General features: G+C 61.8%; 19 protein-coding genes. 16 read left to right on the forward strand and 3 right to left on the reverse strand.

Annotation, left to right across the window (positions count from 1 at the left end):
- The first annotated feature begins 1 nt into the window (after position 1).
- The 15 genes from BW43_RS13105 to BW43_RS13035 all read left to right on the forward strand — a co-directional run bounded on the left by BW43_RS13105 (position 2) and on the right by BW43_RS13035 (position 16,825).
- Positions 2-433: a prepilin-type N-terminal cleavage/methylation domain-containing protein gene (locus BW43_RS13105; RefSeq protein WP_032887238.1), complete on the forward strand. Its 432-nt coding sequence runs from the start codon at positions 2-4 to the stop codon at positions 431-433.
- Complete coding sequence (locus BW43_RS13100; RefSeq protein WP_032887240.1) at positions 430-792, forward strand: prepilin-type N-terminal cleavage/methylation domain-containing protein; 363 nt, start codon at positions 430-432, stop codon at positions 790-792. The genes BW43_RS13105 and BW43_RS13100 overlap by 4 nt, the downstream gene beginning before the upstream one ends.
- Complete coding sequence (locus BW43_RS13095) at positions 789-1,418, forward strand: prepilin-type N-terminal cleavage/methylation domain-containing protein (protein ID WP_032887241.1); 630 nt, start codon at positions 789-791, stop codon at positions 1,416-1,418. The genes BW43_RS13100 and BW43_RS13095 overlap by 4 nt, the downstream gene beginning before the upstream one ends.
- Complete coding sequence (locus BW43_RS13090; protein ID WP_032887242.1) at positions 1,415-2,140, forward strand: hypothetical protein; 726 nt, start codon at positions 1,415-1,417, stop codon at positions 2,138-2,140. The genes BW43_RS13095 and BW43_RS13090 overlap by 4 nt, the downstream gene beginning before the upstream one ends.
- Positions 2,137-3,180: a PilN domain-containing protein gene (locus tag BW43_RS13085; RefSeq protein ID WP_032887243.1), complete on the forward strand. Its 1,044-nt coding sequence runs from the start codon at positions 2,137-2,139 to the stop codon at positions 3,178-3,180. Before BW43_RS13090 ends, BW43_RS13085 begins: the two co-directional genes overlap by 4 nt.
- Positions 3,155-3,766: a type II secretion system protein GspM gene (gspM, locus tag BW43_RS13080; protein ID WP_032887244.1), complete on the forward strand. Its 612-nt coding sequence runs from the start codon at positions 3,155-3,157 to the stop codon at positions 3,764-3,766. The genes BW43_RS13085 and gspM overlap by 26 nt, the downstream gene beginning before the upstream one ends.
- Positions 3,763-4,287, forward strand: coding sequence for a general secretion pathway protein GspN (locus BW43_RS13075; RefSeq protein WP_032887245.1), 525 nt, complete (start codon positions 3,763-3,765; stop codon positions 4,285-4,287). The genes gspM and BW43_RS13075 overlap by 4 nt, the downstream gene beginning before the upstream one ends.
- Entirely contained in the window at positions 4,284-6,503 is a 2,220-nt protein-coding gene (gene gspD / locus BW43_RS13070; RefSeq protein ID WP_032887247.1) for a type II secretion system secretin GspD, read from the forward strand. The genes BW43_RS13075 and gspD overlap by 4 nt, the downstream gene beginning before the upstream one ends.
- A 1,714-nt stretch (positions 6,504-8,217) precedes the next feature.
- Entirely contained in the window at positions 8,218-10,611 is a 2,394-nt protein-coding gene (locus BW43_RS13065; protein ID WP_032887248.1) for a TonB-dependent siderophore receptor, read from the forward strand.
- Positions 10,612-10,627: 16 nt separating this feature from the next.
- Complete coding sequence (locus tag BW43_RS13060) at positions 10,628-11,593, forward strand: amino acid ABC transporter permease (protein WP_032887249.1); 966 nt, start codon at positions 10,628-10,630, stop codon at positions 11,591-11,593.
- Positions 11,586-12,359: an amino acid ABC transporter ATP-binding protein gene (locus BW43_RS13055; protein WP_032887251.1), complete on the forward strand. Its 774-nt coding sequence runs from the start codon at positions 11,586-11,588 to the stop codon at positions 12,357-12,359. The genes BW43_RS13060 and BW43_RS13055 overlap by 8 nt, the downstream gene beginning before the upstream one ends.
- 18 nt (positions 12,360-12,377) lie before the next feature.
- The gene (locus BW43_RS13050) at positions 12,378-13,301 is read left to right on the forward strand and encodes an ABC transporter substrate-binding protein (protein ID WP_032887252.1); all 924 of its coding nucleotides are present in this window, start codon (positions 12,378-12,380) and stop codon (positions 13,299-13,301) included.
- A 12-nt stretch (positions 13,302-13,313) separates the two neighbouring features.
- On the forward strand, positions 13,314-14,897 hold the full coding sequence (locus tag BW43_RS13045; protein ID WP_032887254.1) for an FAD-dependent oxidoreductase: 1,584 nt from the start codon (positions 13,314-13,316) through the stop codon (positions 14,895-14,897).
- A gap of 11 nt (positions 14,898-14,908) precedes the next feature.
- The gene (locus BW43_RS13040; RefSeq protein ID WP_032887256.1) at positions 14,909-15,331 is read left to right on the forward strand and encodes a RidA family protein; all 423 of its coding nucleotides are present in this window, start codon (positions 14,909-14,911) and stop codon (positions 15,329-15,331) included.
- 159 nt (positions 15,332-15,490) lie between these two features.
- On the forward strand, positions 15,491-16,825 hold the full coding sequence (locus tag BW43_RS13035; RefSeq protein ID WP_032887257.1) for an LLM class flavin-dependent oxidoreductase: 1,335 nt from the start codon (positions 15,491-15,493) through the stop codon (positions 16,823-16,825).
- Between the two features lie 3 nt (positions 16,826-16,828).
- Here BW43_RS13035 and BW43_RS13030 read toward each other — a convergent pair whose 3' ends face one another.
- Entirely contained in the window at positions 16,829-17,386 is a 558-nt protein-coding gene (locus BW43_RS13030) for a hypothetical protein (protein ID WP_256226423.1), read from the reverse strand.
- Positions 17,383-18,297, reverse strand: coding sequence for a hypothetical protein (locus tag BW43_RS13025; RefSeq protein ID WP_032887258.1), 915 nt, complete (start codon positions 18,295-18,297; stop codon positions 17,383-17,385). Before BW43_RS13025 ends, BW43_RS13030 begins: the two co-directional genes overlap by 4 nt.
- A gap of 184 nt (positions 18,298-18,481) precedes the next feature.
- On the opposite strand from BW43_RS13025, the gene BW43_RS13020 reads away from it, so the two are divergent.
- Positions 18,482-18,970: a type VI secretion system tube protein Hcp gene (locus BW43_RS13020; RefSeq protein ID WP_032887259.1), complete on the forward strand. Its 489-nt coding sequence runs from the start codon at positions 18,482-18,484 to the stop codon at positions 18,968-18,970.
- A 205-nt stretch (positions 18,971-19,175) separates the two neighbouring features.
- Here the strand turns inward: BW43_RS13020 and BW43_RS13015 are convergent, their stop codons facing one another.
- Positions 19,176-20,507 carry an OprD family porin gene (locus BW43_RS13015; protein ID WP_032887260.1) on the reverse strand — a complete coding sequence of 444 codons (1,332 nt, stop codon included), beginning with the start codon at positions 20,505-20,507 and terminating at the stop codon, positions 19,176-19,178.
- Positions 20,508-20,567: the final 60 nt, after the last annotated feature.

The raw sequence follows: 20,567 nt of genomic DNA on the forward strand, positions 1-20,567 counted from the left end.
CATGCCCAACGCCCAACGCGGCTTTACCCTGCTGGAGATGCTGGTGGTGATCGTCTTGATCAGCATCGCGGCCGGGTTGGTCGGTTTTGGCCTGCAACAAGGTCTGCGTGCGGCGAAAGAGCGCCAGGCGGTCGGGCAGATCGTCGAGGCGCTGCGCAGCACGCGGGCCCGGGCGATTGTCGGTGGCACCACTGAAAGTACCGTCTTCGATTTGCGCGACTTGAGTTTTCAGGCGCCCGGTCGTCCGAAAAAACACTGGCCCGCCGAGCTACAGGTAACGCTGCACACCGCCGAGCAAGCGGGCTCGGCGGTGGATTTCTATCCTGATGGCAGCTCCACCGGCGGCAACGTGCTGCTTGTCAACGGCAGCCGACGTTGGCGCATCGACATTGGCTGGCTGACCGGCAGCGTCCAGTCCAAGGCCCTGCCATGAAGGACCAGCGCGGTTTTACCCTGTTGGAAATGCTCGCCGCGCTGACGCTGATGGCGATCTGTAGCACGGTGCTGCTGGTCGCCTTCGGCCAGAGCGCGCGCTCGTTGTTGCAGGTAGCCCATAGCGACCGCCTTACCCATGCCGCCTTGAGCGTAATGGATCAGGAGGGTACCGGGCCTCTGGCGAGCGGCACGCGCCAGGGCGAAATGGACGGCATCGCCTGGCAACTGCGCATCGCCCAACAGCCCAGCCGCATCGGCCAGGCACATTTGTTTCGCCTGGACCTGAGTGTCAGCGAAGGCCCGCGCCAGGCCAGCTTCAGCACCTTGAAACTGCGCGCCGCCGGGGCTGGATTGTGAAGCGGCGCCAGCAGGGCTTTACCCTGCTCGAAATCATGATCGTGCTCAGCCTGCTGGGGGTGCTGCTGACCCTGGTCGGCGGCGCGTTGCTCGGTGCCAATCGCGCGGTACTCAAGGCCCAGCGCTACACGGTCAGCCTGGATGAAATGCGTGCTGCCCAGCAGTTTTTGCGCACCGCCATCAGCGAGGCGTTACCGCTGGATGTGACCGAGGACGACAGCCAGGTCGATGGTTTTTTCGCGGGCGGACCGCAGCGCATGCAGTTTGTGGCGACCTTGCCCGGTGTGCTCGGTGGCGGCATTCAGCGTTTCACCCTGCAACTGACTGGCCCTGAGGCGCAGCGTGATTTGCAGGTGGCGTTTGCGCGGTTTGAGTCTCTGGCGCAGGTCAGCGTGCCGGCGTCACGCAGCGAGCCACAGGTGTTGCTCAAAGGCGTCGAAGACCTGCAATTCAGCTATCGCGGCTTGTCGCCCAAGGGCCAGGCCACCGGCTGGATCAGTGAGTGGCCGTGGACCAAACGACTGCCCTACGCGGTGCGGATTGCCGCCCGCGTCGACGGCCCGGTGCCGTGGGTGACCCAGGTGGTTGCTTTGCGCCTGAACCTGTCCGGCGGGGCGCCCGAATGATCAAGCACCAACGGGGTGTGGCCCTGCTGCTGGTGCTCTGGGTGCTGGCCTTGCTCAGTTTGCTGCTGGGCGGGCTGGCCGGTTGGGTACAGCTGGAAACGCGCCAGGCCGCGTGGCATCGCCAGCACACCCAGGCCGTGCTGGCGGCGGAGGCGGGCGTGGCGCTGGCGATGCAAGCCGTGGCCGACCCGTTACAGCGCAAACAGTGGATTGCCGACGGGCGTGAAATCCCGCTGGTGTTCGACGACGCCCAACTGCACGTGAGCCTGCGCAGCGAGCGCGGCAAGTTGTACCTCAACAGCGCCGAAGTGGGGGATTTTGCCCGCTTGGCCCTGGCCTGCGGCGCCACACAGGCCCAGGCCAAGCAGTTGGCCAGGGACTTGGAAGTGCGCCGCAACCAGGGCCTTGCACCGTTTCGGGTGGTGGAAGAAGTGCGACAACTGCCGGGCATGACCCAGGCCTTGTACAGCGCGCTGGTGCCGGAAATCAGCCTGTGGAGCGGCCTGGATCGGCCCGATCCGGCGTTCGCGAGCCCGTTGATGCGCCGCGCTTTGAACCTGCCGCACCAAAGTGCGGTGGGTGCCGACCCCGGTGATGTGCTGGTGGTCAGCAGCCGCGCCCAACGCCCCGGCGGTTACCACGCCGAGCTGCAAGCCACGGTGTTATTGAGCCCCGCGCAAGGCAGCGCACAACCTTATCGAGTACTACGTTGGCAAGAATGAATGAACACTTAACCGCGCGTCTGCACCTGCTGACGCAGCCGCTCGCCCGGCGCTGGCACGGCAGCCTGCTGCAACAGGGCTGGCGCCTGTGGCTCAAGGAGCTGCGTGGCTGCCTGCCGGGGTGGTTGTTGCCCCATGACATTCCCGAGCACGTCTACCCGTGGCCGATCACTGCGCCTGTGGTAAAGCTCACCGGCGAGGCGCGCCAGGTGTTGTTGCTGGCACCGGACGCCGTGTTGGTGCAGAGCCTGCAATTGCCTGTGGCCGCCGCACGCAACCTGTCCACGGTCGTCGGTTACGAACTGGACCGCTTCACTCCGTTCGACGCCGCCCAGCTGTACTTTGTCGCGCGTCAGGAACGCCGCACGGCCGCCCATCTACAGGTGACGCTGGTGGCGATCCTGCGCGAGCGTCTGGACCAGATCCTCGATGACTGCGCGGCACTCGGCTTGCAACCCCACGCCGTGGACGTATACGACCGCGCGGGCGTGCCCATGGGCATCGACCTGCTGCCGGCGCCGTTGCGTCCGCGCCAGCGCCCGGCGGGCAAGGGCTTGCAGCGCAGTCTGCCGTGGCTGTGCGGCGCCTTGCTGATTGCCGCCATGGTGCTGTGGCTCAACGACCGCCAGCGCGTGCTCGACGCCATGCAACAGAGCGTGCGTGCGCAAAAGGCCCAGGTCGCCGAGGTCCAGGCCCTGCGCCAGCAACTGCTCAACACCCGGGGCGCCGCGCAGTACTTGATCCGCCGCAAGGCCGCGCAGCCGCCCTTGGCCGCACTGCTCAATGAACTGACCGCCTGCCTGCCGCCCGACACCTGGATCGACCAGTTGGAAGTCAACGACGGTGCCGACGTCTCCTTCTCCGGGCAAAGCGCCAAGGCCAGTGCCCTGATCACCCGCATCAAGAACTGCCGCAGCCTGGAAAACGCTCAGTTCGAAGGGGTCATCCAACCCGATGCGCAAACCGGCAAGGATCAGTTTTCCTTGCGCGCCCACCTGCACCAGGAGGCCGCCGATGCGCCGACCACTGACACCCCGTGAACGCCGTGGCGCGGCCTTGATCGTCCTCGCGTTGGTGCTCGGCGGCGCGTATTGGCTGTTGATCGACAGCTGGTTCGCCGGACCGTTGCGCACCCTGGGCGAACAGGCCGAGCAGCTGCGCGAACAGCAGCAACGCTACGCCGGCGTGCTGGTCCAGGGCGACAGCTTGCGCCAGCAACTGGAAGAAGCGCGCCAGGACCCGGCTAGCAGCACCAGCCTGTTGCCCGGCGATGACCCCAGCGCGGTGGCCGCCGATTTGATGCAGCGCATCGCCGACCTGATCAATAGCCGCGCCGGTCTCGGTGGCGGCTGCAGCCTGACCCAGCGCATGCCCATCACCCCGGAGCAGGACGATGCCGAGCCCTATCGCCAGGTCAAAGTCAGCCTGACCCTCAACTGCGCCATCGAGCCCTTAACCGCGATCCTCCATGAACTGGAGTACCAGCGACCGTTTCTGTTTGTCGATGAAATGAGTATCCGCCGCGCCCCGGACGCACCCGCCAGTGGCGGCGCCGGCAAATTGGTGGTGCACCTGTTGGTGCGTGGCTACCTGCAACCGGCTGCCGCCGCGCAGGTGCGCCGATGATCAGCACCTTGCGTCCCCTGGAGTGGGGCTTGATCGGCGTGGCCGGGCTGTTGGGGCTGCTGATGGCCGGCATCCTCAGCAGCATCGGCGATGCGCCCCAGTGGTTGCCGCCGCCCGCGCCCGACACACGCGCCAATGCCGCGGCCAAGGTGTTGGTGGCCCCGAGCGCAACCCTGGACAGCCTGGCCGGCACCTGGCAGGCACCGTTGTTCAGCCCCGATCGCAGCCCCGACCGCGCGGTGGGCCAAGGCGCTGTCTCCAGCCTGTCGAGCCTCACGCTGACCGGCATCGTCCTCGACGGTGACCTGCGCGTGGCGCTGCTCAAGCGCGCCGACGGCCCGCCGTTGAAAGTCCACCAGGACCAGACCCTGCCCAATGGTTGGCGCTTGGAGCACCTGACCCCCCGCGACGCCCGTTTCGTACTCGACGGCCGCAGCCAAACCCTGAGCCTGCGGGCCCTGCGTTTGCCGCCGCCGTCCAGCACACCGCCGATTACCCTTCCTCGCGAGTCCACCCCTTGATCGATACCTTCCCTGGCGCCTTGCGCACCACCGCATTTTGCCTGGCCACCGCCGTCGCCCTCGGTGGCTGCGGGACATTCCCCGACCACCTCGACCCGGACGAGGCCCTGTTGCACGAAGCAATGCAGGGCACCGGCTCGCAACGTCCGCCCGTGGACCCGGCCAGCGAACAGGCGCCGGTCGACAGCGGCCAGCCCCAGGCAAAAACGCCGCCCCAGCGCCAACTGATTCGCGGCAACCAACAGTTTGTGCGGCAACCGGTTGCGGCACCGTCTGCGAAGGAGGAGGGCGGCGGCGACATCGTGTTCAACTTTGCCGACCAGCCGATTGAAGCGGTGATCAACAGCGTGATGGGCGATCTGCTGCACGAGAACTACAGCATCGCTCAGGGCGTGAAGGGCAACGTCAGCTTCTCCACCTCCAAACCGGTGAACAAGCAGCAGGCGTTGTCGATTCTGGAAACCCTGCTGTCCTGGACCGACAACGCGATGATCAAGCAGGGCAGTCGTTATGTGATCCTGCCGGCGAATCAGGCGGTGGCGGGAAAACTGGTCCCCGAAATGCGTGTGTCGCAACCGTCCAGTGGCCTGTCGGCGCGGTTGTTTCCGCTGCGCTATATCTCCGCCACCGAAATGCAGAAACTGCTCAAGCCGTTCGCCCGCGAAAATGCCTTCCTGCTGGTGGACCCGGCGCGCAATGTGCTGAGCCTGGCCGGCACCCCCGAAGAACTGGCCAATTACCAGGACACCATCGACACCTTTGACGTGGACTGGCTCAAGGGCATGTCGGTGGGCGTGTTCGGCCTGCAACGCGCCTCGGTGGCCGAACTGATGCCCGAACTGCAAAAGATGTTCGGCCCCGACAGCGGCATGCCCCTGGCGGGCATGGTGCGCTTTCTGCCTATCGAGCGGACCAACTCGGTGGTGGCGATTTCGTCGCAGCCGCAGTACCTCAGTGAAGTCGGCGACTGGATCCACACCATCGACGAAGGCGGCGGCAACGAGCCGCAGATGTATGTGTATGACGTGCGCAACATGAAGGCCACCGACCTGGCCAAGTACCTGCGGCAGATCTACGGCACAGGCGCGATCAAGGACGATACCCCGGCCAAAGTCGCCCCCGGTTTGCGCACGGCAACATTGTCGTCGCCGGGCACCAACAGTACGTCCGGCAGCACGCCGGGTGGCCTGAGCAACAACCTCAATGGCAACCAACCCGCCGCAGAGGATGAGGAGCAGGAACCCGAAGTCGAGCAGGACACCGCCGAGCAGGGCGCGACCGAAGACGCCCCGGCCAAAAGCCTCGACGCAGGCACCCGGATCACCGCGCAAAAAAGCAGTAACCAACTGCTGGTCCGCACCCGGCCGGTGCAGTGGAAAGAGATCGAATCGGCGATCAAACGTCTCGACAATCCACCGCTGCAAGTGCAGATCGAGACGCGCATTCTCGAAGTCAAACTCACCGGTGAACTGGACCTTGGCGTGCAGTGGTACCTGGGGCGCCTGGCGGGCAATTCCACCAGCACCACTGTGGCCAATGCCTCCGGCAGCCAAGGCGCGTTGGGGGGGGGCGGTGCTGGGCTAGGCGCGGATTCGTTGTTCTACTCCTTCGTCAGCACCAACCTGCAAGTGGCGCTGCATGCATTGGAAACCAACGGTCGCACCCAGGTGCTGTCGGCGCCGTCGCTGGTGGTGATGAATAACCAGCCAGCGCAGATTCAGGTGGGGGACAACATTCCCATCAGCCAGACCACGGTTAACACGGGTACCTCGGATACCACCTTGAGCAGTGTTGAATATGTGCAGACCGGGGTGATCCTCGACGTGGTGCCGCGGATCAATCCGGGTGGATTGGTGTACATGGATATTCAGCAGCAGGTCAGTGATGCGCAGGATCAGGCGTCGACTAACAGCGACACGCCGACTAATCCGCGTATTTCCACGCGGTCGGTGTCCACCCAAGTGGCGGTGCAGAGTGGGCAGACGGTGTTGCTGGGCGGGTTGATCAAGCAGGACAACGCGGAGTCGGTGAGTGCGGTGCCTTACCTTGGAAAGATCCCGGGGTTGCGGTGGTTGTTTGGGAATACGAGCAAGTCCAAGGATCGGACGGAGTTGATTGTGTTGATTACGCCTAGGGTGATTACCAGCAGTAGTCAGGCGCGGCAGGTGACGGATGATTATCGGCAGCAGATGCAGTTGTTGCGGCCGGCTCGGTAGGTCTGGGTATGTATGTGGTTTGATGTGGGGCTTGCTTCGGATCTGCGGTTTGTCGGTGTACATACCCGTTATTCAGGTAATGGCGGCTTATGGTTCCGCTCTTACAGCGGGTCACTTTTGTAAAGGCCGGAATGCCGGCCAGCGTGGTTGACGGGGCGACTCCAGATCAAAAGCAAGGCCGCGGCGGCCTTAGAGCCGACCGCATTCCAAATGTGGGAGGGGGCTTGCTCCCGATTGCAGTGGTTCAGTTACAGCTCTGTTGGCTGACACACCGCCATCGGGAGCAAGCCCCCTCCCACAGTTTGATCTCCGTAGACCAGACAGATACCTAGGCTCGGTGTGCCCGTAATCCGACATTGATTTGGCGGCGGCCCCCCAAATCAACATCGAATTCCGGCCAGCGTGGTTGACGGGGCGATTCCAGATCAAAAGCAAGGCCGCGGCGGCCTTAGAGCCGACCGCATTCCAAATGTGGGAGGGGGCTTGCTCCCGATTGCAGTGGTTCAGTTACAGCTCTGTTGGCTGACACACCGCCATCGGGAGCAAGCCCCCTCCCACAGTTTGATCTCCGTAGACCAGACAGATACCTAGGCTCGGTGTGCCCGTAATCCGACATTGATTTGGCGGCGGCCCCCCAAATCAACATCGAATTCCGGCCAGCGTGGTTGACGGGGCGATTCCAGATCAAAAGCAAGGTCGCGGCGGCCTTAGAGCCGACCGGGTTCTTAAGCCGAACGCATTCCAAATGTGGGAGGGGCGGTGCGACGATTCGACTTGCTCCCGATTGCAGTGGTTCAGTTACAGCTCTGTTGGCTGACACACCGCCATCGGGAGCAAGCCCCCTCCCACAGTTTGATCTCCGTAGATCAGACAGATACCTAGGCTCGGTGTGCCCGTAATCCGACATTGATTTGGCGGCGGCCCCCCAAATCAACATCGAATTCCGGCCAGCGTGGTTGACGGGGCGATTCCAGATCAAAAGCAAGGCCGCGGCGGCCTTAGAGCCGACCGCATTCCAAATGTGGGAGGGGGCTTGCTCCCGATTGCAGTGGTTCAGTTACAGCTCTGTTGGCTGACATACCCCCATCAGGAGCAAGCCCCCTCCCACAGTTTGATCTCCATAGATCAGACAGATAGGTCTTAGCCTGCTTTTGATCTGCTTTTGATCTTTATCTTAGGCGCCCCGTCAAACACGCTGGCCGGACACCGAGCCTAGGCGAGGTGCCGAGTGTTGGGGCAAGAGTCCTTGGTTACTTCGGGATGGGCTGGTATTCCGGCTCTTTTCCAAAGTGACCCGCCGTAAGGGCGAAACCAATACCCGCCGTTACTCCAACAACGGATATCCCCCCAATCCACCTAACCCCTCGCACCAAAAACATCATTATTATGAATAAAGTAATTAATAAATAATGAAATTAGAGAATATTAGCTTATATCAAAACAGCATTATATTTTCAAAACCCATTCCGTTATGTTTGATCGCAACAGCCTACCCCTGACCTCGGATGGTACCCAGCGTAATCAAGATTCTGCGCGCCATAACCGGGTGATCATCCCCCGCAGCAGAATCGTTGGAAGTGAGTTCAACGTATGTTGCCAATTCAATCCCCGCAGTCGCCCTAACCCCAAATCGCCGCAATAGCCCCATAAAACCGAGCACCGCGCATCGCCGCGTGACTGCCCGACTTCGCGATTTGGAAATACAGGCACGCCTATGAAGCAAACGTCAAAACCCACCGCCATCCTGGCCCTGGCAATTCTGGCCAACACCGCCCATGCCCAGGACGACAGCACCTTGTCCACCGTGGTGGTCACCGGCAACCGTGGTGCCGAGCAGCGCACGGTCACCAGCAGTCCGGTGCCGATCGATGTGGTCAGCGCCAAGCAACTGCAAAGCACCGGCAAGCCGGGTTTGATGGAGGCGTTGAGTGCGGTGATCCCATCGCTGACCCTGCCGGAAAAAACCGGTTGGGACGCCAGCGGCATTGCCCGCGCGCCGAACCTGCGGGGCATGAGCGCCGCCGAAGTGCTGGTGCTGGTCAATGGCAAGCGCCGCCACACCGCCGCGACGCTGAATATCAACGGCATCAACACCGGCGCCGCCCCGGCAGACCTGGACCTGATCCCCATCAGCGCCATCGACCATGTGGAAGTATTGCGTGACGGCGCCGCAGCCCAGTACGGCTCCGATGCCATCGCCGGGGTCATCAACGTGATCCTCAAGGCCGACACCAGCGGCACTTCGGTGACCAATGCCGGCCTTGGCTATGACGGCAAAAAACAGACCGTGCAACAAAGCCTCAACAAAGGCTTTGAGATCGGCAACGGCGGCATCGTGCAACTGGCACTGGATGCCCGCAGCCAGAACGATGACAACAAGGCCAGCGCCAACGGCTACACCTACGCACAGGCCTATGAGCAAGCCGGCCGTTCCACTTATGGCGGCTACGGCACGCCGAAGACCAACTTGCTGACCCTGGGCTACAACGCCGAGTTGCCTATCGACGACGATTTCAGCCTGTATTCCTTCACCACCTATTCACGGCGCAAGGCCGAGCAGGGGCAGAATTTCCGCCTGCCGACCATCACCAACACCATCACCACCGGGCCTAACGGTTACCCCGGTGGCTACACGCCGACCTGGTACATCGATGAGGACGATTTCCAGGCTGCATTCGGCGGCAAGGGCACCGTCGGCGAGTGGGACTGGGATTTGTCCACCACCTACGGGCGCAACGAAGCGGAGCAGGGCACCACCCATAACCAGAACCCGTCTTTGGGCGAGGCCACGCCGAACAGCTTCACCTCCGGCACTTGGATCAGCACCGAGCTGACCACCAACCTCGACTTCAAGCGCGGCTTCGATATCGGCCTGCAAAAGCCGCTCGACCTGAGTTACGGCTTCGAGCATCGGCGCGATACCTATGAGGTGCAGGCCGGTGATTACGAGTCTTATGCCAACGGCGGTTACTGCGTAGCCCCAGGCAATTGCGCATCAAGCGGGGCGCAGGTCACCAACGGCATTTCGCCGGATGAAGAAAGCAGCGCCTCGCGCAACAGCCTGGCCAGTTACGTCGATGTGGGCTTCAACCCGGTGCCGGACTGGTACGTGGGCACCGCGTTTCGCTACGAGCATTACAACCAGGGCGTGGGCGCCACCCGCAGCGGTAAGTTGACCACTCGCTACGATTTCACTCCACAGTTCGCCGTGCGCGCCACGGTGAGCAATGGCTTCCGCGCGCCGTCCCTGGCCAACAGCCTGTTCAGTGCGCGTTCCACCACCTATGGCGTGGTGGACGGGGTGTATCAGTCGATCAACTACGGGGTGCTGCCCACCGGTTCGGCGGCTGCCCAAGCCCTGGGCGCCCAGGATTTGAAACCCGAGCGCTCGACCAACTTCAGTCTCGGCTTCACCCTCACGCCCACCGACCGCCTGAGCTTCACCGCCGACGCCTACGTGATCAACCTGCGCGACCGCATCACCCTGACCGGCACCTTGCTGGGCCCGGAAATCACCCAGGTGCTGCAAGGCAACGGCATCACTTCCACCTCCGGCGGCCAGTACTTTATCAACGGTGCCGACACCCGCACCAAAGGCCTCGACCTGGTCGGCAACTACAGCCAGGACCTGGGCCAGTACGGCGCGCTGAAGTGGACCGCAGCGTTCAACTGGAACCAGACCAAAATCCTCAACTACAAGGAGTCCACCACGATCCTCGGCACGTCCTACGACCTGATGGACCGCCAGGCACGCAACCTGATCACCGGCGTACAGCCCAGCACCAAGCTGATCCTGGGCGGTGACTGGAGCATCGATCGCTTCAACCTCAACCTGGCCCTGACCCGCTACGGCTCCTACAAGGAGGTCAATGTGTCCGCCGACCGCAGCCTCGACCGGGTCTACGCGGCCAAATGGATCACCGATCTCGACCTTGGCTACAACCTCACCAAAGACCTCAACGTGGCCATCGGCGCCAAAAACCTGTTCGACGTCTACCCCAAGAAACAAGGCGTGCCCAGCAGCACCATGGTCAGCAGCTACGGCACCTATTCGCCCTACGGATTCACCGGCGGGTACTACTACACCCGCTTGACCTATGCCTTCTAAGGCCGAGGAATAAACCATGCCTATTGTTGCCAAACCCTATGACCTGATTGACCAGCCCCGCGAGGTTCGCCAGGTCCGTGTCTCCCCACCGATCAAAGCCCTGCAAGTGGTGCCTGCCCGGCACCCGTGGCGTTGGGCCGGGTCGATCTTCGCCGCTCTGGTGCTGCTCGCGATCGCCCATTCCCTCGCCACCAACCCGCGGTGGGAGTGGGGTGTGTTCGGCCAGTGGTTCTTCTCGCCGTCGGTGCTGCGCGGGCTTGGGCAGACGTTGTTGCTGACGCTGTTGAGCACGGTGTTCAGCGTGATCCTCGGCACGGCGCTGGCCCTGGCGCGACTGTCCGGCTCGCCGCTTTTGGCGGCCCTGGCCTGGGGCTATATCTGGTTTTTCCGTTCGATGCCGGCGTTGCTGGTGCTGATCATCCTGTACAACTTTGCCTACCTGTATGACCACATTGTGCTCGGTGTGCCGTTCACCAGCGTGGTGTTTGCCGAGTGGTCGACGGTGGACGTGCTCAGCCAGTTCACCACGGCGGTTCTCGGTTTGAGCCTGATGCAGGCGGCCTACGCGGCGGAGATCATTCGCGGCGGCCTGATCGGTGTGGACGCCGGTCAGCATGAAGCGGCAGCGGCGCTCGGTTTGCCTGCATCACGCCGCATCTTCCGGATCATCCTGCCCCAGGCATTGCGCTCGATCCTGCCGTCGGGCTTCAACGAGATCATCGGCCTGGTCAAGGGCACGTCCATCGTCTACGTGCTGGCCCTGCCGGAGCTGTTCTACACCGTGCAGGTCATCTACAACCGCACCCAGGCGGTGATCCCGCTGCTGATCGTCGCCACCGTGTGGTACCTGATCATCACCACCGTGCTGACCAGTGCCCAGTATTACGTCGAGCGTCATTTCGCACGGGGAACGGCAAGGGTGCTACCGCCCACGCCGTTGCAGCGCATACGCGGTTGGCTCAAGGAGAAATCCCATGAGTGAAGCGCGCGCAGGACGTATCCAGATCCAGGGCGTGGGCAAGCGCTTTGGCAGCCAGCAGGTGCTCAAGGACATCGACCTGACCATCGACCCCGGCAAGGTCACGGTAATTCTCGGGCCGTCCGGCTCGGGCAAGTCCACCTTGCTGCGCACCATCAACCACCTGGAGAAAATCGACAGCGGGCACATCACCATCGACGGTGAATACGTCGGTTATCGGCGCAAAGGTGACCTGCTGTATGAACTCAAGGAGCGGGAGATTCTCAAGCGCCGCATCGACGTGGGCTTCGTGTTCCAGAACTTCAACCTGTTCCCGCACCTCACCGCTTGGGAAAACGTCGCCGAAGCGCCTTTGGCCCACAAGCGCTGGAGTAAGGCTGAGGCGCAGTCCAAGGCCGCAGAGCTGTTGGCCAAGGTCGGCCTGGCGGACAAGGTCGATGCTTATCCGCGCCAGCTTTCCGGCGGTCAGCAACAGCGCGTCGCCATCGCCCGTGCCCTGGCGCTGGACCCGAAGGTGCTGCTGTTCGACGAGCCCACATCGGCCCTCGACCCCGAGTTGGTGGGGGAAGTCCTCGACGTGATCAAGGGCCTGACCCAACTGGGCGTGACCTTGGTCATCGTCACCCATGAGATCGGCTTTGCCCGTGAAGTGGCCGACCACGTGGTGTTTCTCTGCGACGGCCAACTGATCGAAGAAGGCCCGCCTGAACAGATTTTTCGCCAACCCCGACATCCCCGCACCGTGGCCTTTCTCGGCAAAGTGCTTTAGTTAACGGAGTGACTGCCCATGTTTATCTCTACCGCTCGTATCGGCCTATTGGCGCTTGCCGTCAGCACCGCACAAAGCGCATTTGCTGTGCAACAGGTCGACCTCAGCCCCGACCGCGTGCGCGTTCATGTGCCGCGCAACGAGGCGGCCATCGCGCAGATCCCACCGGGTTTCAAGTTCGCCCAGCCGGGCAAGTTCACCGTGGCCGTGTCCGGCGTGGCCGGGCCGCCCCTGGCGCTGCTGGCCAGTGACGACAAAACCACCATCGGCAGCGAAGCCGACACCGCGCAACTGGTGGCCGACAGCCTTGGCCTGCAACTCAACGTGGTGCAGACCAGTTGGGAGGATTGGCCCCTGGGCGTCAGCTCGGGCAAGTACGACGCGGTGATCAGCAACGTCACCGTGACTGAGGCGCGCAAGAAGCGTTTCGACTTCGCCACCTATCGCCAGGACGTGCTCGGCTTCTACGTCAAGACCACCAGCAAGATCTCTGAGATCAAACAGGCTGCGGATATTGCTGGGCTGAAGATCATCGTCGGCTCCGGTACCAACCAGGAAAAAGTCCTGCTGGCTTGGAACGAAGCCAATGAAAAGGCCGGCCTCAAACCCGCGCTGTTGCAGTACTTCGACGACCAGGCCGCCGCGCAATTGGCGGTGCAGTCCGGGCGCAGCGATGCGCTGTTCGGGCCTAACTCGGTGTACGCCTATTCGGCGGCGATCACCGGGGGCATCAAGCGCGTCGGCACGGTGAACGGTGGCTGGCCGTTGCAGGCCGACATCGCTGTGACCACGCGCAAGGACAACGGCCTGGTCAAGCCTATCCACACCGCCCTGGAAGGCGCGATTGCCGGCGGCCAATACGAACAGGTGCTGCAACGTTGGGGCCTGGATGTGGAGCGCGTGGACAAGTCGCTGATCAACCCACCGGGCCTGCCGGATTAAGGAGCAATCGACATGGGACTGACACGACGTGAAGCGTTGTCGAGCATAGCGGCGGTAGGCGGCGAAAAAGCCGTCAAGGATGCACTGGCGGCATTAGGTTTGGGGCCGTCGTCGCACCGCCGTCCGCAACCGTTGAAACTCAAGGAAGGCGTGGGGCAAGGCACCCGCGTGCTGGTGTTGGGCGCCGGGATCGCCGGTCTGGTCACCGCCTTGGAGCTGACCCGCGCCGGGTTTGACGTGCAAGTGCTGGAGGCGCGTGAGCGGGTCGGGGGGCGCACCTGGACCCTGCGCCATGGCGACCGCGTGGACTACAAGGATGGCCGCACGCAAACGGCGGCATTCGATCAAGGGCATTACTTCAACGCCGGCCCGGCCCGGATTCCCAGCCAGCACCGCACGATCCTCGACTATTGCAGTGAGCTTGGCGTGCCGTTGGAAGTGCTGGTCAACAGCAGTCATGGCGCCCAGGTAAGGCCCGATGTGCAAAAGCCGGCGTTCAGCGTTGGCCAGGCGATCAATGATGCGCGGGGGCACTTGTCCGGTCTGCTGGCCAAAGCCGTGCAGCGTGATGCCCTTGATGATGTGCTGAGTACTGAGGAACGCGCGCGGTTGCTGGCGTTTTTGCAGGTGTACGGCGACCTGTCCCAAGAGTTGGCCTTTGAGGGCACGATTCGCTCGGGGCACCTTGAGTCTCCTGCCCATCCGGGCGCGTTGCCGGCCAGTCGCAGCCCGTTGTCGCTGGATCAACTGCTGCACCCGGAACTGTGGGGCGCATTGCTGCACACCGAGTTTCCGGAGTTTTCGGCGACCATGTTCCAACCAGTCGGCGGCATGGACCGCATCACCGACGCGTTCTATCAACGGGTGAGTGATCACGTGCAGTTGGGGGCCGTGGTGCGTCAGATCCGCCAATTGGAGGACGGCGTGGCGGTGACCTATCACGACCAGCACAGTGGCCGCGAACAGGTGGTGCGTGCCGATTACCTGATCTCGACGTTGCCGCTGCCGTTGCTGGCCAAACTCGATACCGACTTCAGTGACCCGATCAAAGCCGCGCTGCTCAGCACCCGCAGCGACCAGGCGACCAAAGTGGCGTGGCAATCCCCGCGCTTCTGGGAAACCGACTACCGCACCTATGGCGGGCTGTCGTGGATCGAACACCCCGCGCGCCTGTTGTGGTACCCGAGCAACGACCTCAATACCCGCGAAGGCTTGCTCGTAGCCGGCTATGTAACCGGCGAGGGCGCCGATGCGTTTGGCGCAAAACCCTTCACCGAGCAATACGCCACGTCCAGGGAAGCGGTTGAATTGCTGCACCCCGGTTTCTCCAAACACCTGCGTAACCCGCTGGCCGTGACCTGGGAACAGATCCCCTACAGCGAGGGCCCGTGGTCGCAACGCGAACACTTCCCGGCTGACGCAAGCAGCCTGCTCGAAGCCGGCCATGGCCGTGTGTACTTCGCCGGCGATGGTCTGGTGCAAAGCGGCGTGGGCATCTGGCAGGAATCGGCGGCCAACTCGGCGCGGCATGTGATCGCGCAACTGGCCGAACGGGTAACCCAACAACGACAGGTCGCGGCACTCGCCGCCTCTTAAGGAGACACACCATGAGCGACAGCATTCAACGTACCAGCGTCGGCGATTTTCCGATCTCGCAGACCGTCACCGTGCCTGCGTCCGCCAGCCTGATCTTTGTCAGCGGGACCTTGCCGGACGCTGCCGATCCTCAGGTGCCGGGGGTCTATGGAAACACCGAAGTACAGACGGTTTCGGTATTCAACAAACTGCGCAAGGTTCTTCAGCAGCAGGACCTGGATCTGGGCGATATCGTGCAATTGCGGGTGTTTTTGGTGGGGGCTGAAGAGACCGACGGCAAGCTGGATTTTGCCGGGTTGCAGCGTGGGTATACGCAGTTCTTCGGTACGCCGGAGCAGCCGAACAAACCGGCACGGACGGCGTTGCAAGTCGTCGCGCTGCCATTGCCCGGAGCGTTGGTTGAAGTCGAAGCCATCGCTGCCCGCACAGCCTGATTCACGCGGTTAACAGTGTGGAAGGGGGCTTGGGCCTCGATGAGGGCGTGTCAGTTGATGCCTCTTTGACTGACCCGCAGCCATCGGGGGCAAGCCCCCTCCCACAGTGTGATCTTTTTTTTGCCAGTCAGTCCTCATGTTCGTTATGGAGAAATCCCTATGTCCACCTCACCCCGGCAACTCAAATTCGGTGCCATCCTCACCGGTGTCGGTACTGCGCAAAACGAATGGCTGCACCCGCAAATCCCCGGCGATGCCAGTGTCGATATCGACTGGTACCGTGCCCAGGCGCAACAGGCAGAAGCGGCCAAATTCGATCTGGTCTTCATCGTCGACAGCCCCTACATCACCCCGGATTCCGCGCCGCATTTCCTCAACCGTCTGGAGCCACTGACCTTGCTTTCGGCCATCGCCGGTGCGACGTCGAAGATCGGCCTGGTGGCCACGCTGACCACGTCCTACACCGAGCCCTTCAACGTCGCCCGCCAGTTTGCCTCGCTGGACCTGATCAGCAGCGGCCGCGCCGGTTGGAACGTGGTCACCACCGGCCTGGAAGGCGCGGCCGGCAACTTTGGCCGTGAGCAGCATATTGATCACACCGAGCGCTACCGCCGCGCGGCCGAGCACCTGAGCGTGGTGCAGGGGCTGTGGGATTCCTATGAAGACGACGCCTTCGTGCGAGACAAGGCCAGCGGCGTATTCCTCGACCCGCAACGCCAGCATCGCCTCGACCACCACGGCGAGTTTTTCTCAGTGACCGGCCCGTTGAACATAGCGCGTTCAGCCCAGGGCCAGCCGGTGATTTTCCAGGCGGGTATTTCCGAGTCCGGCCGCAGCCTGGCAGCGAATTACGCCGAAGGCATTTTTGCCGGCGTGGGCAATTTTGAAGACGCCCAGGCGTATTACAGCGACATCAAAAAACGGACTGCTGCCGCCGGACGTAACCCTGATCACGTGACCATCCTGCCGGGCATTTCGCCGATCATTGCCGACACCGACGAACAGGCCCAGGCCATCGACCGCGAGCGCAATGGCGAGTTGGACCTGGACAAAGCGCTGGTGCAACTGGGGCGGCCGTTCAACTACCACGACTTCAGCCAATACCCATTGGATGAACCCTTCCCGGAGTTGGGCGACCTGGGCAGCAACGGCTATCGCGGCCATGCCGAAAACATCAAGCAAGTCGCCCGTGATCAGGGCTTGACCCTGCGCCAGGCGGCGTTGCGTTTTGCCAAGCCGTTCTCCAGCTTTGTTGGCTCGCCCAAGACCGTGGCCGACGAGATCGAACGCTGGTTTGTCGAAGGTGCGGTGGATGGTTTCAACATCCACGTGGGCGCACCGGATGACTTCGCGCGGTTTACCGACCAAGTGCTGCCGTTGTTGCGTGAGCGTGGGTTGTTTCGCAGTGAGTACAGCCACAGCACCTTGCGCGGGCATCTTGGGCTGCCGGTGCCGGTGAATCGGCACACGGCTGCACGGAGCGAGGCGGCCTGAGGGTTACCACCATTTCCAGCGGCCCTGTTGTTTCAGGGTCGCGATGATGGCTTCGCGTTTGTGGCGTAGCTCTACCGACTTTTGCCGCAGTTCGCGGCAGCGGTTGCTGTTTAGGATCAGCAGACCGACAAGTGGGCCGAGTAGGGCCAGTGCGTAGAGATAGGTGTTGGGGCGCCACAGGATGGCGGGTAGGGATATCAGCAGGCAGAGGAGGTAGATCGCGACGTTTATCCATACCCAATGGATTCGGCCGTAGAGCACTTCGTATTTGGCCAGGGCGAAAACTGCGGCGACTACCATGCCGCCAATAAAGGATGCGTTAGTGGATGTATGAATAGGAAGTGGAGAAAAATAGGTCATTGCAGCCAGCAGCGTTACCAACCCTATTGAAAAGCATCCTGCAATAAGGTCGGCGCCTATTATTGGCATGAAGCGTCTTAGGAGTTTGCGCGGATCTTCGATAAAGAGCTCTGAGTGATAGGCATCTTCTCCTGTCATTCCTTTCCCATCGTTTATGCTTTTAAGGTTGTTCAGACTGTTGGTTTTTCTTCGCTTATTCACTCGGTCACCTCTTCGTATAGACCGATTGCGAGTGTCTTGACGTTTCCGTTCATTGCACTGCTGGTAAACCCCAATGTTGCTGCCAAGGCATCTCTTATATGGTTGGCGGTGGCTTGTTTCATTTCGGTTGCGCTAATGCGTTTGGACGCCCGACCCGCTGCCTGTTCCAACTTGAGTAGCTGAGTGGTGAGGCGTGGGTCGCGGATTCTGAGCAACTCGTTGTTCAGTTTTGCCCGCTCTTGTCGGGATAGACCGCTAAGGACTTGCCGCAGGTTTTTTCCTGTCACGCGCGTAGCAGTGTTAGCCGCTTTAACCGTTACAAGCGCCGAGCTTGTGACGCCGAGCAACGCCACACCATCCAGGACAGTCATTGCAGCGTCATACCATGCATTGTTGTCCAGTTCATCGTTGAATTGAGGGTTGTAGGCCTCACTGAATGTTCGAACAACACCAGAAAAGCATTGAATTGTGCTCGCAACTGCAGCGGCTTTACCAACGAAGGAGATCACCGCACTTGCTCCGCCAGTGAATGGCATAAACATAATTCCACTGCCGATAACCACCCAACTCAACACTGCTCCGATACACGTCGCTGTTGTACTCAGCGCCTCTACCATCAATTTTGACTCCCGAGGCTCATGCTCCAACATCCGCTTGAACTCCACCGGCCCCACATACCTCGGCGCTTCCCGCAGCACCACTTTGATCGGCCGCACGCTGCAAATCGCCTGGAACTCCCGCAGTACCACCACGTTGAAATCCCCATCGATATACACCACCCCCGCACCGATCAACGCCGGGTCGGCGTCTATGGCGAAGAACAACCGCCGCAGGTCGAGGCTGCTTTCAATGCGTTGGCGTGTAGTACGGTGGGCTGAGGGGAATCCATCCTTGAACAGAGCGGCCGTCATTCCTTAACTCCTTTTTTTGGGAGCTGAGAGAGTAAAGACGCCGCAATTGGGATGAATGTCGGAAGCTTCGCCATTTACAGTCGGGTACGTCCTGAAGCGATGTTGACGTCTTGTATGCCCGCTCCTGATTGAGGAAAAGTGCGCGCCACGTCACTTCCGGCGGACCACAGGACAAGGAGCCAACATGGCAGTCGACATGTTTTTGAAACTGGGCGACATCAAGGGTGAATCGCAAGACTTGGCCCATCGTGACGAGATCGATATCACCAACTGGGGGTGGGGATTATCGCAAACGGGCTCGATGCATTCCGGTACGGGAGGCGGTTCGGGCAAGGCCGACTTCACCAACCTGAACCTGACCAAACCCCTGGATAAATCCAGCCCCAACCTGATGATGGCGTGCGCCACCGGCAAGCATTACCCCGAAGCCAAATTGGTGGTGCGCAAGGCCGGCGGAACCAGCCCGGTGGAGTATCTGGTGATTACCTTGAAGGAAGTCATGGTGGTGTCGTACAGCACCCGCGCTGACACGGCCGATGATGTTTTGTACGACAGCATCGCCTTGAACTTCGCCACCGTCGACGTCAGCTACCAGCCGCAGAAGGCGGATGGCGCCAAGGACGGTGGGCCGGTGAAGTTTGGCTGGAATATTCGGCAGAATGTCAAAGTCTGATCCTTTGCCGCCAACCCGGTTGTCTACCCGCTCGACGGCAATGCGACGATGGCAGCGTTGGGCAGCAAACAGCTCAACCGCCTGTTCCTCAGCCCCATGCCGCTACGCATCGAACACAATGTGCCCACCTTCGACTGCATGCCGCAGGTGGGCGAGGGCGCCCAGCATGACCCGCTGACCACGAGTCCAGCGGCGCCGCCTGTGCTTAGAGGATGTTCAACGGGTAGCTGACAATCACCCGATGCTCATCACTGTCCCGTTGGGTCGTCACTTCAGTGCGCAACGACGCGTGGCGCAGGGCAATGCTCAGGTTCTTCAACGGCCCCTGCTGGATCACGTAGCTCACCGTCAGGTTGCGCTCCCACTCGCTTTTATCCCCAGTGGGCGTGCGGATGTTCGAGCCGCTTTCGTACATGCCCATAAAGCTCAGGCCTGGCACGCCGACCGAGGCGAAGTCATAGCCGTAACGCACCTGCCAAGTGGTTTCCCCGGCGCGCTGGAATTTGCCGATCATCGACTCGGTCATGAAGTAGGCCGTGGAACCGTCACCCTGGTTCAACCACACCGCATCGCTGTCGCCGCTGACCTGCTGCAGGCCGGCGGCAATCGTGTGGCCGTTGACCAGGTAGGTGAATTGGGCGCTGCTCAGGCGGCTGTCGACCTTGCCCTTGGTCACGCCGTCGCCGTAGTAGCCGAAGGTGTAGAACGCTGGGTCGTTGCCGTTGGCGCCGTCGGAGCGGTTGTCGAAGTGGCGCAGGTCGGTGCGCAGGGTGCCTGGGCCGATCTGCCAGTCGTACTTGAGGCCCAGGAAGTTCTGTTTGTAGAAGTCCTGCAGGTTGCCGTAGTAGTACTGCAAGGTCAGGTCTTTGGTCGGTTTGTAGTCGACGCCGCCGTAGTAGAACTTGTTGACGAACTCACCGGTACGCGCGTTGTTGGCGCCGGGAATCGACATGCCCATCTGGTCGCTTGAACCACGGCCCTTCACGTGTTCCAACTGGCCGAGGGTGAAGGTGAAATGGTCCAGGTCCTTGGACTGCACCTGCCCGCCATTGAAGGTCTGTTGCAACATGCGGTCGGTGGACATCACCACCGGCAGCATCGGCACCAGAGTGCCGTATTTCAGCTCGGTCTTGGCAAAGCGCGCCTTGGCCGTCAGCCCCAGGCTGCCGAACTCATCCACTGCGCGGCCATCGCTGTCGGTGGGGAACACGTTGCCGTTGAACGCGGTGCTTTGCGGGTTGTAGTGGCGCCCCTTGCCGGAGTCCAGACGCACACCGAACATGCCGATGGCGTCCATGCCGAAGCCCACGGTGCCTTGGGTGTAACCGGACTCGAAGTTGGCGATAAAACCCTGGCCCCATTCCTGGGTGTAGTTGGGGTCGGCGGCGCCGCTGCGGTTGTCGGCGTTGCTGAAGAAATTGCGGGCCAGCACATTTAGCTTGCTGTCTTCCACCAGGCCTGCGGCGTAGCCCTGCTGGGCGATGATCAGGCCACAGAGGCCGGCGAGTACGGTTGGTGCGCGATTGAAAAGCTCCATTGGTGTCATCCCCATGTGTGATTGGTTTTTTGAGGGCAGTCAAAAGCGGCAGTGAAAGTT

This window comes from Pseudomonas sp. RIT357 (genome assembly GCF_000632245.1).
In the GTDB taxonomy this organism is placed as follows: Bacteria; Pseudomonadota; Gammaproteobacteria; order Pseudomonadales; family Pseudomonadaceae; genus Aquipseudomonas; species Aquipseudomonas sivasensis.